Origin of the sequence: Pseudomonas sp. COW5 (assembly GCF_026240005.1) — a bacterium.
In the GTDB taxonomy this organism is placed as follows: domain Bacteria; phylum Pseudomonadota; class Gammaproteobacteria; order Pseudomonadales; family Pseudomonadaceae; genus Aquipseudomonas; species Aquipseudomonas kribbensis.
This window is the reverse complement of the sequence record NZ_JAPHVP010000001.1, coordinates 2,361,816-2,376,322: the sequence shown is the minus strand read 5'-3', so window position 1 is coordinate 2,376,322 and position 14,507 is coordinate 2,361,816. Positions and strand designations below refer to the sequence as shown.

Annotated in this window: 13 protein-coding genes; 10 read left to right on the top strand and 3 right to left on the bottom strand. The window is 62.5% G+C overall.

The window, feature by feature from the left end; genetic code table 11:
* Position 1 precedes the first annotated feature (1 nt).
* From OQ248_RS10735 to OQ248_RS10700, 8 genes are read left to right on the top strand one after another with little or no spacing between them, the layout of a single operon-like run.
* Entirely contained in the window at positions 2-916 is a 915-nt protein-coding gene (locus OQ248_RS10735; protein ID WP_265812812.1) for a GDP-mannose 4,6-dehydratase, read from the top strand.
* Positions 913-1,884 (top strand): GDP-mannose 4,6-dehydratase, encoded by a 972-nt coding sequence (gene gmd / locus OQ248_RS10730; RefSeq protein WP_085708757.1) that lies wholly within the window; start codon positions 913-915, stop codon positions 1,882-1,884. Before OQ248_RS10735 ends, gmd begins: the two co-directional genes overlap by 4 nt.
* Positions 1,885-1,887: 3 nt before the next feature.
* On the top strand, positions 1,888-3,330 hold the full coding sequence (locus OQ248_RS10725; RefSeq protein WP_119426892.1) for a mannose-1-phosphate guanylyltransferase/mannose-6-phosphate isomerase: 1,443 nt from the start codon (positions 1,888-1,890) through the stop codon (positions 3,328-3,330).
* On the top strand, positions 3,331-4,128 hold the full coding sequence (locus tag OQ248_RS10720; RefSeq protein WP_265812811.1) for an ABC transporter permease: 798 nt from the start codon (positions 3,331-3,333) through the stop codon (positions 4,126-4,128). It begins immediately after the preceding gene.
* Complete coding sequence (locus OQ248_RS10715; RefSeq protein WP_265812810.1) at positions 4,128-5,378, top strand: ABC transporter ATP-binding protein; 1,251 nt, start codon at positions 4,128-4,130, stop codon at positions 5,376-5,378. The genes OQ248_RS10720 and OQ248_RS10715 overlap by 1 nt, the downstream gene beginning before the upstream one ends.
* Positions 5,375-6,742, top strand: coding sequence for a glycosyltransferase family 1 protein (locus OQ248_RS10710; RefSeq protein WP_265812809.1), 1,368 nt, complete (start codon positions 5,375-5,377; stop codon positions 6,740-6,742). The genes OQ248_RS10715 and OQ248_RS10710 overlap by 4 nt, the downstream gene beginning before the upstream one ends.
* Entirely contained in the window at positions 6,726-7,856 is a 1,131-nt protein-coding gene (locus tag OQ248_RS10705; RefSeq protein ID WP_265812808.1) for a glycosyltransferase family 1 protein, read from the top strand. Before OQ248_RS10710 ends, OQ248_RS10705 begins: the two co-directional genes overlap by 17 nt.
* The gene (locus tag OQ248_RS10700) at positions 7,857-8,987 is read left to right on the top strand and encodes a glycosyltransferase family 4 protein (protein WP_265812807.1); all 1,131 of its coding nucleotides are present in this window, start codon (positions 7,857-7,859) and stop codon (positions 8,985-8,987) included.
* 4 nt (positions 8,988-8,991) lie between these two features.
* On the opposite strand, the gene OQ248_RS10695 is transcribed toward OQ248_RS10700, so the two are convergent.
* From OQ248_RS10695 to OQ248_RS10685, 3 genes are all read right to left on the bottom strand, one after another.
* Positions 8,992-11,016: a pyridoxamine 5'-phosphate oxidase family protein gene (locus tag OQ248_RS10695; protein WP_265812806.1), complete on the bottom strand. Its 2,025-nt coding sequence runs from the start codon at positions 11,014-11,016 to the stop codon at positions 8,992-8,994.
* A 45-nt stretch (positions 11,017-11,061) separates the two neighbouring features.
* The gene (locus OQ248_RS10690) at positions 11,062-11,688 is read right to left on the bottom strand and encodes a glutathione S-transferase (RefSeq protein WP_265812805.1); all 627 of its coding nucleotides are present in this window, start codon (positions 11,686-11,688) and stop codon (positions 11,062-11,064) included.
* Between the two features lie 104 nt (positions 11,689-11,792).
* Positions 11,793-12,719, bottom strand: a complete 927-nt coding sequence (locus tag OQ248_RS10685) for a LysR family transcriptional regulator (RefSeq protein ID WP_265812804.1) — start codon at positions 12,717-12,719, stop codon at positions 11,793-11,795.
* A 228-nt stretch (positions 12,720-12,947) separates the two neighbouring features.
* Here OQ248_RS10685 and OQ248_RS10680 point away from each other — a divergent pair, with 228 nt between their 5' ends.
* Entirely contained in the window at positions 12,948-13,724 is a 777-nt protein-coding gene (locus OQ248_RS10680; protein WP_249483260.1) for an ABC transporter substrate-binding protein, read from the top strand.
* A gap of 89 nt (positions 13,725-13,813) precedes the next feature.
* Positions 13,814-14,503, top strand: coding sequence for an ABC transporter permease (locus tag OQ248_RS10675; RefSeq protein ID WP_102359135.1), 690 nt, complete (start codon positions 13,814-13,816; stop codon positions 14,501-14,503).
* Positions 14,504-14,507: the final 4 nt, after the last annotated feature.

The following is a 14,507-nucleotide window of genomic DNA, read 5'->3' as shown; positions in this document are numbered from 1 at the left end:
TTTGAAAAGAAGTCTGTTCATCACGGGTCTCAGCGGATTCGTGGGACAACATATCCAGTCGCGTCTGATGCTCGATGATTCGGCGTGGGAACTGCTGCCTGCCGCTTCACCTTATGACCTGACGGATCCGCAAAGCCTCGTCGACCTGTGGCCGCAATTGCCTGACGCCATCATTCACCTGGCCGGCCAGACCTTTGTGCCCGAAGCGTTTCGCGACCCGGCCCGCACCTTCGACATCAACCTGCTCGGCACCCTGAACCTGTTGCAGGCGCTCAAGGCCAGAGGTTTCAAGGGCCCGTTCCTGTACGTCAGTTCCGGCGACGTGTACGGTCAGGTCGAAGAGTCCGCACTGCCGATCACCGAGCAACAGCCGCCCTGCCCGCGCAATCCCTACGCCGTGAGCAAACTGTCCGCCGAATTCCTCAGCCTGCAATGGGGCCTGAGCGAATGTTGGCCGGTGCTGGTGGCGCGCCCGTTCAACCACATCGGTACCGGGCAGAAAGACAGCTTCGTGATCGCCAGCGCCGCACGGCAGATCAACCGCATCAAACAAGGGCTGCAAGCGCCGCAACTGGAAGTCGGCGACATCGATGTCACCCGCGACTTCCTCGACGTCGACGACGTGGTTTCGGCCTATTTCGCGTTGCTGGAAAAAGGCACGCCGGGACAGGTGTACAACATTTGCTCGGGTCATGAGCAAAGCATTCGCAGCCTCATCGAGCAGATGGGCGACCTGGCCGAGGTCGAGCTGCAACTGGTTCAGGATCCGGCGCGCATGCGTCGCGCCGATCAGCGTCGCGTCTGCGGCAGCCATCAACGGCTCGCCCGGACCACAGGATGGACGCCGCAAATCTCTATACAACAATCCCTGCGGGCGATCCTGTCCGACTGGGAGAAGCGAGTACGACAAGAATGACAAAAAGTGCATTGATCACAGGGATCACCGGTCAGGATGGCGCCTATCTGGCCAGACTGTTGCTCGACAAGGGCTACAAGGTTCACGGCCTGGTGGCGCGACGCAGCAGCGACTCGCGCTGGCGTCTGCGGGAAATGGGCGTTGAAGGCGACATCGTGTACCTGGACGGCGACATGGCCGACGCCTGCTCGGTACAGCGCGCGGTCATCAAGTCGGCGCCGGACGAGGTGTATAACCTCGCCGCACAAAGCTTCGTCGCCGCGTCCTGGGATCAACCGGTGACCACCGGCATTGTCGATGGCCTGGGCGTGACTCACCTGCTCGAAGCGATCCGCCAGTTCAGCCCGCACACCCGTTTCTATCAGGCATCGACCAGCGAGATGTTCGGTCTGATCCAGGCCGAGCAACAGGACGAGAACACCCCGTTCTACCCGCGCAGCCCTTACGGCGTGGCCAAACTCTATGGCCACTGGATCACCGTCAACTACCGCGAAAGCTTCAACCTGCACGCCAGCAGCGGCATCCTGTTCAACCATGAATCGCCACTGCGCGGCATCGAGTTCGTGACCCGCAAGGTCACCGACGCCGCCGCCCGGATCAAGCAGGGCAAACAGCAGGAACTGGCCCTGGGCAACATCGACGCCAAGCGCGACTGGGGCTTTGCCGGCGATTACGTCGAAGCCATGTGGCTGATGCTGCAACAGGACAAGCCTGACGACTTCGTGGTCGCCACCGGCGTGACCACCACCGTGCGCGAGATGTGCCGCATCGCCTTCGATCACGTGGGTCTCAACTACCGCGACTACGTGAAAATCGACCCGGCGTTCTTCCGCCCGGCCGAAGTCGAAGTGCTGCTCGGCAACCCGGCCAAGGCCCAGCGCGTGCTGGGCTGGAAACCGAAGACCGACCTGGACACTCTGATCCGCATGATGATGGATGCGGACATGAAGCGCGTCGCCAAGGAGTAGGCCATGCTGATCCCCGTGATTCTGTCCGGCGGTGCCGGCACCCGTTTGTGGCCGGTGTCCCGCGAGGGCCATCCGAAGCCGTTCATGACCCTGCCCGACGGCCAGTCACTGCTGGGCAAGACCTATCGGCGCGCCGCCGGCCTGCTGGACGGCTGGGGCGACATCGTCACGGTGACCAACCGCGAGTACTACTTCCAGAGCAAGGATCACTATCAGGCCGCGCGCCTGTCCCGGCATCGCGGGCACTTCCTGCTCGAACCCACCGGACGCAACACCGCCCCGGCCATCGCGGCCGCGGCCCTGTCGCTGCAAGCCCTGCATGGCGATGCGGCCATCATGGTGGTGATGCCCGCCGACCATTTGATCGTCGACGAAGATGCACTCAAGGGCGCGGTCGAACACGCGGTCAACCTGGCGAAGGACGGTTATCTGGTGACCTTCGGCGTAGTGCCGACCGCCCCGGAAACCGGCTTCGGCTACATCGAGACCGGCGCGCCACTGGATGCCAGGGGCGCAGCCAAGGTGCAGCGCTTCGTGGAAAAACCCGACCTGCAAACCGCCACCCACTATCTGGAAAGCGGCAACTTCCTTTGGAACTCGGGGATGTTCTGCTTCACCACGGCAACTCTGATCGCCGAACTGCAACTGCACGCCCCCGAGCTGCTGGAGCAGACCCGCGCTTGCATGGCCGCCAGCGAACCGGTGGAAACCGTCGGCTGCCTGCAACAGGAACTGTCGCCACAGCTGTTCGCCGAAATCACCGATATTTCCATCGACTACGCGTTGATGGAGCGCTCGGAAAAAGTCGCGGTCGTGCCCGCCGGTTTCGACTGGAGCGACATCGGTTCATGGGGTGCGGTCGCCGCACTGGTGCCGGCGGACGCCGACAACAACCGCGCCAGCGGTGAGGCGATCTTCATCGACAGCCGCAACAACTTCGTCCAGAGCGAAGGCCGGCTGGTGGCCGCCGTGGGTGTGGAAGACCTGATCGTGATCGACACCGCCGACGCGATTCTCGTCGCGCACGCCGACCGCGCACAGGATGTGCGGCGCGTGGCCAAGCAGCTCAAGGACAAATCCCACGAAGCCTATCGCCTGCACCGCACGGTCAGCCGTCCGTGGGGCACCTACACCGTGCTCGAGGAAGGCCCGCGCTTCAAGATCAAGCGCATCGTGGTCAAGCCTGGCGGCAAGCTGTCGTTGCAGATGCACCATCACCGCAACGAACACTGGGTGGTGGTCGAAGGCATGGCCAAGGTCACCAACAACGGCAGCGGCACGACCCTGGTGGCGAAGAACGAATCAACGTTCATCGCCGCCGGCCACAAGCATCGTCTGGAAAACCCCGGTGTGATCGACCTGGTAATCATCGAAGTGCAAAGCGGCGAATACCTGGGAGAGGACGACATCGTCCGCTTCGAAGACCAATACGGCAGGACGGTGTGAATGCTGCTTTCCCTGTACCGCTCGCTGCACGACTACCGGGGTTTCATCCTCGGTAGCGTCAAGCGGGAGTTTCAAGCGCGGTACCGCAATTCGCTGTTCGGCGCGCTGTGGACGGTACTCAACCCGCTGTCGATGATCATCGTCTACACCGTGATCTTTTCCCACATCATGCGTGCCCGCCTGCCCGGCGTTGACGACGGCATGGCCTACAGCGTCTACCTGTGCGCCGGGCTGCTGACCTGGGGCCTGTTCTCGGAAATCACCCTGCGCAGCCAGAACATGTTTCTGGAGAACGCCAACCTGCTGAAGAAGATCAGCTTCCCGCGCCTCTGCCTGCCGGTGATCGTGCTGCTCAATGCCGGGATCAATTTCGCGATCATCATCGGCCTGTTTCTCGGCTTCCTGCTGATCACCGGGCGCTGGCCGGGCATGGCGCTATTGGCACTGGCGCCGCTGCTGGCGCTGCAAGTGCTGTTCTGCGCCGGGCTGGGCATGATCCTCGGCGTGCTCAACGTGTTCTTTCGTGATGTCGGGCAGTTGTTCGCCATCTGCCTGCAATTCTGGTTCTGGCTGACGCCGATAGTGTATCCGCTGAGCATCCTGCCCGAGTGGGTGCAGCGCCTGCTGCAACTCAACCCGTTGACCAACCTGATCGGCAGTTACCAGAACCTGTTTCTCTACGGTCAGTGGCCGGTGTGGAGTTCGTTGCTGCCGATCTTCGTGATCGGCCTGCTGTTGTGCGCGGCCGGCCTGCGCCTGTTCCGCCGGCGGGTCGGCGAAATGGTGGATGAACTCTGATGGGGCAAATACGCGTCACAGGCCTGGGCAAGGCCTACAAGCAGTACCCCACTCGCTGGAGCCGTCTGGCCGAATGGCTGATTCCGTTTTCGCCGGTGCGTCACCGCCAGCACTGGGTGCTTCAGGATGTGAATTTCGAAATCGCTCCCGGTGAAGCGGTGGGCATTGTCGGGGTCAACGGCGCCGGTAAAAGCACCCTGCTGAAAATGATCACCGGCACCACCCAGCCGACCTGCGGCCAGATTCAGCTGCAAGGCCGGGTCGCGGCACTGCTGGAACTGGGCATGGGCTTTCACCCGGACTTCACCGGCCGGCAGAACGCCGTGATGGCCGGACAGTTGCTGGGCATGCAGGTCGAAGAGATCGAAACCCTGATGCCGGACATCGAACGCTTCGCGGAAATCGGCGAGGCCATCGATCACCCGGTGCGCACCTATTCCAGCGGCATGCAGATGCGCCTGGCCTTCAGTGTCGCCACCGCACGCCGCCCGGACATCCTGATCGTCGACGAAGCGCTGTCGGTTGGCGACTCGTATTTCCAGCACAAGAGCTTCGACCGCATCCGCAGCTTCCGCAAGGCCGGCACCACGCTGCTGATCGTGTCCCACGACCGCTCGGCGATCCAGTCGATCTGCGACTCGGCGATCCTGCTCGAAGGTGGCCACATGGCCATGCACGACAAGCCCGAAGCGGTCATGGATTACTACAACGCCCTGCTCGCCGAGCGCGAAGGCCAGACAGTGCGCCAGGAAACACTGCCCGGCGGCCAGGTACAGACCGTGTCCGGCACCGGCGAGGCCGCTATTCTCAGCGTGCGCCTGCTCGATGAGCACGAGCGCGCCCTCGATGCCGCCGAAGTCGGCCAGGCGGTGGTGCTGGAGGTACAGGTCGAAGTCCGTCAGGACATCGAACGGCTGGTGCTGGGCTTCATGATCAAGGATCGCCTCGGGCAGGCCATGTACGGGATCAACACCCATCGCCAGAACCAGGCTCTGGAAGACCTGCACGCAGGCGAGCGCATCACCTACCGTTTTGCTTTCGTGATGGGGTTGGGCAAGGGCAACTACTCTATAGCCCTGAGCCTCTCACGGCTGGACTCGCATCTGGACCGCAATTTCGAATGGCGCGACTACGGGCTGGTGTTCCACGTGATCAACAACCGTCAGGAAGATTTCGTCGGCTGCTCGTGGCTCGGAGCCAGAACATTGATCACCCGGCGCACTGAAGCCCTCGCGGAGCGTGCGCCATGACTCGCCTGCTGGTCGAATGCACCCATGTATTCCGGCACCCGAAAGTCAATTCGGGGATTCAGCGGGTGGTGCGCAACGTCATCAAACAATTGCCGCCGAGCGCAGAAGGTGTCGACTGTGTGCCGGTGGTCTTGCTCAAGGGCAAGCTGTACCGCGTGACGCGCCTGGCGCCACTGAACTCGCCACTGTTCAACGCCATCGTCACGTTCGGCGAGCGCCTGGAACGCCTGGCCCATCGCTTCTGGCAATGGCATCAGCGCCTCGACAGCCGTTGCCGGAGCAAACTGACACGACGTGCTCTATACGTCGGCTATCGTCTGGCTTCGTTCGGTCTGTTCGGCATACCGCTGCGGCTGGTCGAGCAGGTCAACCGTTATCAGTTGCCCCAGCGCTGCGAGCCTTTGCAACACCGGCCGGGCGATCAACTGGTGCTGCTGGATTCGTCCTGGCACTCGGACTTTTTCCTGCATGCCGAACGGCTCAAACGCGAAGGCGTGGGCATCGTTGCGGTGATCTACGACCTGATTCCCCTGACCCACCCGCAGTTTTACGACACGCGGCTGGTGCAGGTTTTCAGCGAATGGTTCGACTGGATCACCCGTACCGCCGACGGCTACCTGGCGATTTCCGCCACGGTGCGCGATCAGGTCCGTGAGGAGGTGCAGCGCCGCCTCGGTTCGGCACAGGTCGAGAAACGCTGGTTCGACTACTTCCACCTCGGCTCGGAACTCGATCTGCAGAGCGTCGAGGCCGCTGTCGAGCCGCGCCTGGAACGCCTGTTCGCCACACCGGAGCCGGTGTTCCTGATGGTCAGCACCATCGAACCGCGCAAGAACCACGACTACCTGCTGGATGCTTTCGAACGTGCCTGGGCGGCCGGTTCGAACGCACGCCTGTGCATCGCCGGACGCATCGGCTGGAAGTGCGACGCCCTGCTCGCCCGGGTGCGCAACCACGCCGAACTGAACCGGCGCCTGTTCATGTTCAACGACCTGAGCGACACCAGCCTGGAATACGCCTATGCCCATTCCAGTGCATTGGTGTTCCCGTCGTTCGTCGAAGGCTTCGGTCTGCCGCTGGTGGAGGCCATGCAGCGTGGATTGCCGGCAATGGGCAGCGACATCGCGGTGTTCCGCGAGATCGGCGGTGAGTTCATGGCCTATTTCGATCTGCACGATCCACAACAGCTCGCCGAACTGGTCTTGGCCTTCGAGCGCAGTGGCCAATTCCCCGCCGCCCGCGATGTGACCGACTGGCAATGGATCGGCTGGCGCGAAGCCAGTCAGCAACTGGCCGAACGCACCGCACACCATGTGCTGCAGACGCCTGCGGCGCAAGCGAGGTCCCATGCGCATAGCCCTTAACGCGCGGATTCTCCAGGCGCCGCGCACCGGGATCGGTCACTACGTCGCCGAACTGGTGAACGCCTTGCACGCCGAGACCGATATCGACGTGGCGCTGTTTCACGGCTGGGGCTGGAGCTCGCAGCTGCCGGAAGCGGCGATGCCCGGTTACTCGCGCCTGACCCCGATGCTGCGCAAGATCCCCGGTGCCTATCAGGCACGCCGCTGGCTGGAGCAGAAACGCTTCGATCAGGGGCGCACAAACGACATCGACCTCTATCACGAACCGAGCCTGTGGCCGCTGGCCTTCGACGGCCCGACCGTGATCACCTTGCACGATCTGACGCACCTGCATTTCCCGGACACCCAGCCGCAGGCTCGGCTCAGGGAAATCGAGCGGCGACTGGCCGACGGCGTCCAGCAGGCGCAGGTGATTCTGACCGACTCGCAAGCCATCGCTGACGAAGCCCAAGACTATTTCGGACTGCCTGCCGAGCGCTTCGTGGTGGCGCCTCTGGGTGTCGCCGAGCGCTTTCATCCACGCGAGCCGCAAGCTATCGACACAGTGCTCAAAGCCCATGCCGTGGAGGCGCGGGAGTATTTCCTGTGCGTCGGCACCCTGGAGCCGCGCAAGAACCTGAGCCTGGCCCTGCGCGCCCACGGGCTATTGCCCGAAGCCGTGCGCCAGCGCTTTCCGCTGCTGATCGTCGGCATGGCTGGCTGGCAGCGCGAACAGTTCAGTGATGAATTGCGTGAAGCCCTGGCCAGCGGTCATGTGTGCCTGCTCGGCTACTTGCCGGATGAGCAGGTCGCACAATTGCTGGCCGGCGCCCGGGCGCTGGTTTTCCCCTCGTTATATGAAGGTTTTGGCCTGCCGGTGCTGGAGGCGATGGCCAGTGGCACGCCCGTGGTGATCACCCGCTCCTCGGCAATGCCGGAAGTCGCGGGTGCCGCCGGAAATTATATCGAAGCTGACGATGCAGACGGCCTGCGTGATGCGCTGAGCCGGTTGATCGACGATCAAGCACATTGGCAGGCATGCCGGGAAGCCGGATTGCAGCAGGCACGGCTTTTTTCCTGGAAGCGTTGCGCGCAGGCCACGGCCGGCGCCTACCGCCAGGCTTTGGGAGGTTGAATGCGAGTTCTTCATTTTTTCAAGACGTACCTGCCTGACTCGGTCGGTGGCATCGAGCAAGTGATCTTCCAGCTCTGCGAGAGCGGCGCCCAGCATGGCATCGAAGGTCAGGTGCTGACCCTCAGCGCCAATCCCGAGCCGGCGGTGCTGCAACTGGGCCAACACGAAGTGCATCGCGCCAGGCTCGACATCCAGTTCGCCTCTACCGGTTTTTCCTGGAGCGTGTTCAAACAGTTTCGCGAACTGGCCGCGGAGGCCGACGTGATCAACTATCACTTCCCGTGGCCGTTCATGGACCTGGTGCACTTCGCCAGCGGCGTGAACAAACCGACGGTGGTGACGTACCACTCGGACATCATTCGCCAGAAAAACCTGCTCAAACTCTACCGCCCGCTGATGAACCGCTTCCTCGCCAGCGCAGACCGGATTGTCGCGGCCTCGCCGAACTATCTGCACACCAGCGATGTGTTGCAGCAGTTCCAGGACAAGACCCGCGTCATCCCCTACGGCTTGAACAAGGCCGGTTATCCACAGCCCGACGTTGAGCGCATGAATCGCTGGCGCCAGCAGCTTGGGGATAAGTTTTTCCTGTTCGTCGGGGTGATGCGCTACTACAAGGGCCTGCACATTCTGCTCGATGCCTTGAAAGACGTGGACTACCCGGTGGTGATCGTCGGTGCCGGCCCGCTGGAGCAGGAACTGCACGCCCAGGCCGCTGCGCTGGGGCTGCGCAATATCCACTTCCTCGGGCGGGTGAGCGATGAAGACAAGGTTGCCCTGCTGCAATTGAGCTATGCCATCGTCTTCCCGTCGCACCTGCGTTCGGAAGCGTTCGGCATTTCCCTGCTGGAAGGCGCGATGTACGGCAAGCCGATGATCTCCAGCGAGATCGGCACCGGCACCAGCTACATCAATATCCACAACGAAACCGGGCTGGTGGTGCCGCCAAGTCATCCACAGGCGTTTCGCGAAGCGATGCGCACCCTGTGGGAAAACCCGACCCGCGCCGCCGAAATGGGCGTCAAGGCTGAAGCCCGTTACCGGCAATTATTCACAGCCGACGAAATGGGTCGCAAGTGGACGGCGCTGTATCAGGAACTACTGGAGGAAAAGGCGCTGTCCTACGCCTGATCCTCTACAGATCCAGCACCAGCGGCCTGGTACTTTGCGCCGGCACCGCACAGCAAATCAGCACCTGCCCTTCCTCCGGCACTTCGGCCGGGGGCTGTGGATAATTCACTGCACCGCTGATCAACCGCGTCTTGCAGGTGCCGCACGAACCACCGCGACAGCTGAACTCCGGGCGCAATCCACGGCTTTCCGCCAGTTCCAGCAGACTGCCGCCCTCGGGCTGCCACCGCGCTTCCTTGGCCGAACGCTCGAAGACCACCGGCACCGAGGTGGTGGCGGCCGGTAATTGCTCGATCACAATGGCGTCCGGATCGCCCTGGCGCTTGAGGGTCGAAGGACCAAAAGTCTCGGCGTGGATCTGGTCGTCACGCACGTCCAGTTCACGCAGGCTGTCGTAAAGGCCCTGGGTAAAACCGCCGGGGCCGCAGAGCACAAAGTCGATCTGATCAAATTCGTCGATAAGGTTCCTCAACAAGGCACCGTCGATGCGCCCGTGCAGATCGTAATCCTCGCCTTCCACCAGGTCGGGCTCGGGCTGACTGAGCAGGCGCACCACCCGCACCGCATCGCCGGCGTCTTCCAGCAAGCGGTCCAGCTCCGCGCGAAACGGCTGGTCGGCAAGGCTGCGGGAACTCTGGATCAGCCAGGTCGGACGAATCCGCCGGGTGCGCAGGCCCTGATACACCACCTCCCGCAGCATCGACAGCAACGGCGTGATACCGACCCCGGCTGCGAGCAGCACCAAGGGCCGGCGCTCCAGCGGCGCCACGGTGAAGTGCCCTTGGGGCGAACGCGCTTCCAGCACATCGCCGACGCGTACCTGATCATGCAGGTGGGTCGATATCCGCCCTTCACGCTTCACGCTGATCCGGAAGAAGTCGTCAGACGGCGCACCCGACAAGCTGTAGGTGCGGATGAACACTTCACCATCGAGAGTGAAACGCAGTGGCAGATGCTGCCCGGCCTGGAACACCGGCAAACCGGCGCCGTCCACCGGTTCGAGGTAGAACGAACGAATGTGCCGGCTCTGCGCTTCAATCCGCGCAACCCGCAGCGGCCGCCAGCTATCGCCCAGAGCCTGCGCCTGCAAACGCGCGTCGGCCTGGGCCCAGGTACCGGTCAGCAGACTGGTCGGCGACATGCCGTCGAAGCGCCAGCGCAGGGCCAACGCCCCCGGACGCCGCACCGCTTTTTCCACCTCGAACGTCCACAACCGTTCGGCGCCCTGGAAGGCTGCGATCTGCGGTCCGTCGAGAATGACTTCCGTGCGGCCGCTGAGCTGCAACAGGTCGCCTGTGGAAAAGTCGATGAACAGCAAGCCGGCCCGGGGATTGAGCAGCAAGTTACCGAGAGTGTTGAAATGCAGGTTGCCGGCAAAATCCGGGATGGTCAGGCGATTGCCTTCCACCCGCACGAAACCGGCCTGGCCGCCTCGGTGGGAAACATCCACCGAGCGCTCGCCATCGACATCGACGTAACTGGCGACGAAGAAGGTGTCGGCGGTTTCGATCAGCGCGACTGCCGCGTCATCGAGCCCGTCGAAGTGTTCGGCGCGCCGGGTTTGCGGATCCGTCAGCGGGACCCGCTGGAACTGGCGCAACTGAATGTACTGCGGGCAGTTGCCGAAGGACTGATCCACCGTCAAATCGAAACCGCTCGCGCCAAGATTGCCGATGTGGCCATTGAGGCGATTGCGCCGACGGGTGTGCAACTCGATGCCGAGCAGACCGATCGCCGCGCCGTCCCGCAACTGCGCAGGGTCATCGCCGGCGGGCAGACTTTCGAAGTGCAACTGCGTCGGCTCGGGAGAGTGAGCGAAACCCGGTTCGCCCTCCAGTACGCTGGCCCACGGACGACCATCGGCATCCACCGCGCCGAACAGCATGAACGGCAATTGCTGATAGAACTGACGGTGCTGATCCGGCATCCAGGTGCGAATCACCTTGCGACCGAACTCCTCCATGCGCTCGGCAACACCGACCTGCGCTTGCAGTTGCCGCTCGCCGGCGTGCCAGGGTGAACGTTCCATGACGACCTCTCCCCCACGCCAGCGGCGCAGTCTGGATGGTGAACCTCAGGCGCTGGTTTGCAGACCGGCGACGGTACGTGGCATGCCGATAAAACCGGGCAATGCTTCAATCCGTGCCAGCCAGGCGCGCACGTTGCCATAGTCGTCCAGTGACACATTGCCTTCCGGGGCGTGAGCGATGTAGCTGTAGGCCGAAACGTCGGCGATGGTCGGTTCGCTGCCGACCAGGAACGGAGTCTTGCCCAGTTCCAGGTCCATCACCTTCAGCAGGTTGTGCGCACGGGTGATCGCTTCATCGGCATTCAGCTTCGCCCCGAACACCGTGACCAGCCGCGCTGCTGCCGGGCCAAAGGCAATCGGGCCGGCCGCTGCCGACAGCCAGCGCTGGACGCGCGCCGCGCCGACCGGATCGCCCGGCAGCCAGCGACCGTTGCCGTACTTCTGCGCCAGATACACCAGAATCGCATTGGAATCGGCCAACACCACGCCGTTGTCATCGATGGCCGGCACTTGTCCGAAGCTGTTGATCGCCAGGTAGTCGGGTTGTTTGTGCTCGCCCTTGGCCAGATCGACAAAGATCAGTTCAGTCGGCAATTGCAGCAGTGACAGCATCAGCTCGACCCGGTGGGCATGGCCGGAACGCGGGAAGTTGTAGAGTTTGATCGCTTGCATGGTCGACTCCGCTGGACGTTTGCGTCGCCCGGAATGGGCAACAACCGTGGCAGCCATCTTCCACCTATCTTGAAAACAACAGAATCACCAGCAAACGCAATCCATTATTTCTCTGGATGAAATAACGCCGCGTTTTTCAGGGCCGGATGCCCGCGCAAGGCGTTCACGGTGTAGTCGACAAAACTGCGCACCCGGGTCGGCGCCTTGCGCCCGCCCTGATACACCACGTGAATCGGCAATGGCGGCAACTCGTACTCGGCGAGGACGATTTCCAGCTCACCCGAGGCGATCTTGCTCGCGACCTGATAAGACAGCACCCGTGTCAGTCCGAGCCCCAGACAAGCGGCGGTGATTGCCGCCTGATTGCCGGTGACTACCAGTCGCGGCTCGGGGCGGACGACCAAGGGCTCACCGTCCTCCAGGAACGGCCAGTTGCGCAGCTGACCGATGGACGAGGTCGCCACCACGGGCGCGCCGGCCAGTGCCTGTGGATGGGTTGGCCACCCATGCGCGGCGAAATAATCCGGCGAGCCGCAGATCACCCGGCGCACCTCACCGACCCGGATCGCATGCTGATTGCTGTCCGGCAACTCACCGATGCGGATCGCCACATCCACGCCCTCCTCGACCATGCTCACCACGCGATCCAGCAGCAAGGCGTTGATGGAAACGTCCGGGTATTGCGTCAGATAACCCGCCATCACCGGTGTGACAAACAGCTCGCCGAACAACACCGGCGCCGTCACCGTCAATTGCCCACGGGGCTGGGTGTGGCTGCCGGCGGCGGAGTCTTCCGCTTCCTGCACCTCGGCAAGAATCCTCCGACAGTCTTCCAGGTAACGCTGACCCGCCTCACTCAGATGCACGCTGCGGGTGGTGCGAATCAGCAATTGCGTACCGATCCGCTGCTCCAGCGCCGCCACCGCCCGGGTGACGCTGGCCGCCGACAGACCCAAGCGTCGCGCCGCCGCCGAAAAGCCCTGTTCCTGAGCAACGGCCGCGAAGACCTGCATTTCCTGGAAGCGATCCATGGTGTCCCCGAAGTGGATGAAAAACCGCCTCGCATTATAGGCAGTACCCGATCCTCAACGGGCGAGGCGAACGACCGCCGATCCAGAACTGATGTTTTTATTTTCAGTTGTATTGATGAATGATTTATTTCATGTCATTTATAGCCTCGCCGATCACAGGAATGATCCAGCGCGCCATCCCGGATGGCGGGCACCTGTTTCCCTAACGCCCTCCCAGGAGTCGACAAAATGAACAAGACAGAACTTCTAGGTGCGCTGGCGCTGTGCGCATTCAGCTTCATGGCCCATGCCGATGAAGACAGCTTGCGTATCGGTATCGAAGCCGCCTACCCACCCTTTTCCTACAAAACGCCGGAAGGCAATGTCAGCGGCTTCGACTACGACATCGGCAACGCCTTGTGCGAAGAGATGAAGGTCAAGTGCGAGTGGGTGATTCAGGAGTTCGACGGCATGATTCCGTCGCTCAAGGTGCGCAAGATCGACGCCGTGCTGTCGTCGATGTCGATCACCGAAGACCGGATGAAGTCGGTCGACTTCAGCAAAAAGTACTACCACACGCCGGGCAAGTTCGCGATGAAGGCCGGCAGCGTGATCAACGACCCGCTGGTAGACCTCAAGGGCAAGAAACTCGGCGTACAACGCTCTTCGACCTATGACCGGTTTGCCACCGAGCAACTGGAAAAGGCCGGGGTCGTCGTGGTGCGTTACGGCTCCCAGAATGAAGCCTTCCTTGACCTCGCCTCGGGTCGTCTGGACGCCACCCTCGCCGACATCGTCAATACCGATGAAAGCTTCATCAAGACACCGGCCGGACAAGGTTTCGCCCTGACCGGGCCGGACATCAACGACCCGAAATACTTCGGCCGTGGCGCCGGGATCGCGCTGCGCAAGGGTGACACCGCCAACGCTGCGCGCCTGAACGCGGCCATCGACGCCATCCGCGCCAACGGTAAATACCAGCAAGTGATGGGCAAGTATTTCGCCTTCGATATCTACGGCGAATAAGCCGTCGCCTCCGTCCGGCGCCGGCCCGCTGCGGGCGCCCTTCGGCTATGTCTTGCGCGCCTTCGGGCGCACGCTTGAGGAACTTCATCATGCTCCACGGCTACGGATCGAGCATTCTCGATGGTGCCTGGCTGACCATCAACCTGGCCCTGACCTCCATGTCGCTGGCCATTGCCCTGGGCCTGATCGGCGCGGCGTTTCGCCTGTCGCCGCTGAAATGGCTGGCCATGCTCGGAGAGGGCTACACCACCCTGATTCGCGGCATTCCCGATCTGGTGCTGATCCTGCTGATCTTCTATGGCGGCCAGGATCTGGTGAACCGCATTGCACTGGCGTGCGGCTACACCCGCTACATCGACATCAATCCGTTCATCGCCGGCGTGTGCACCATGGGCTTCATTTTTGGCGCGTATCTGTCGGAAACCTTTCGCGGCGCGTTCATGGCCATCCCCAAGGGTCAGGCAGAGGCCGGTGCGGCCTATGGCATGCGCGGCACGCAAGTGTTCTGGCGGATTCTGGTGCCGCAGATGATCCGCTTCGCCATTCCGGGGTTCACCAACAACTGGCTGGTGCTGACCAAATCCACCGCGCTGATTTCGGTCATCGGCCTGCAGGACATGATGTTCAAGGCCAAGAACGCCGCCGACGCCACCCACGAGCCGTTCACGTTTTTCATCGCGGTGGCGGCGCTGTACCTGATGCTCACCAGCCTGTCGCTGCTGGTGCTGCGCGCTCTGGAAAAACACTATTCGGTCGGCATCAAAGCCGCCGAGTTGTGAGGAG

What these genes read in the sequence shown, in the direction of transcription:
- gmd (WP_085708757.1), top strand. Translation starts at nt 913, where the DNA reads ATGACAAAAAGTGCATTGATCACAGGGATCACCGGTCAGGATGGCGCC.
- OQ248_RS10725 (WP_119426892.1), top strand. Translation starts at nt 1,888, where the DNA reads ATGCTGATCCCCGTGATTCTGTCCGGCGGTGCCGGCACCCGTTTGTGG.
- OQ248_RS10720 (WP_265812811.1), top strand. Translation starts at nt 3,331, where the DNA reads ATGCTGCTTTCCCTGTACCGCTCGCTGCACGACTACCGGGGTTTCATC.
- OQ248_RS10715 (WP_265812810.1), top strand. Translation starts at nt 4,128, where the DNA reads ATGGGGCAAATACGCGTCACAGGCCTGGGCAAGGCCTACAAGCAGTAC.
- OQ248_RS10710 (WP_265812809.1), top strand. Translation starts at nt 5,375, where the DNA reads ATGACTCGCCTGCTGGTCGAATGCACCCATGTATTCCGGCACCCGAAA.
- OQ248_RS10705 (WP_265812808.1), top strand. Translation starts at nt 6,726, where the DNA reads ATGCGCATAGCCCTTAACGCGCGGATTCTCCAGGCGCCGCGCACCGGG.
- OQ248_RS10700 (WP_265812807.1), top strand. Translation starts at nt 7,857, where the DNA reads ATGCGAGTTCTTCATTTTTTCAAGACGTACCTGCCTGACTCGGTCGGT.
- OQ248_RS10695 (WP_265812806.1), bottom strand. Translation starts at nt 11,016, where the DNA reads ATGGAACGTTCACCCTGGCACGCCGGCGAGCGGCAACTGCAAGCGCAG.
- OQ248_RS10690 (WP_265812805.1), bottom strand. Translation starts at nt 11,688, where the DNA reads ATGCAAGCGATCAAACTCTACAACTTCCCGCGTTCCGGCCATGCCCAC.
- OQ248_RS10685 (WP_265812804.1), bottom strand. Translation starts at nt 12,719, where the DNA reads ATGGATCGCTTCCAGGAAATGCAGGTCTTCGCGGCCGTTGCTCAGGAA.
- OQ248_RS10680 (WP_249483260.1), top strand. Translation starts at nt 12,948, where the DNA reads ATGAACAAGACAGAACTTCTAGGTGCGCTGGCGCTGTGCGCATTCAGC.
- OQ248_RS10675 (WP_102359135.1), top strand. Translation starts at nt 13,814, where the DNA reads ATGCTCCACGGCTACGGATCGAGCATTCTCGATGGTGCCTGGCTGACC.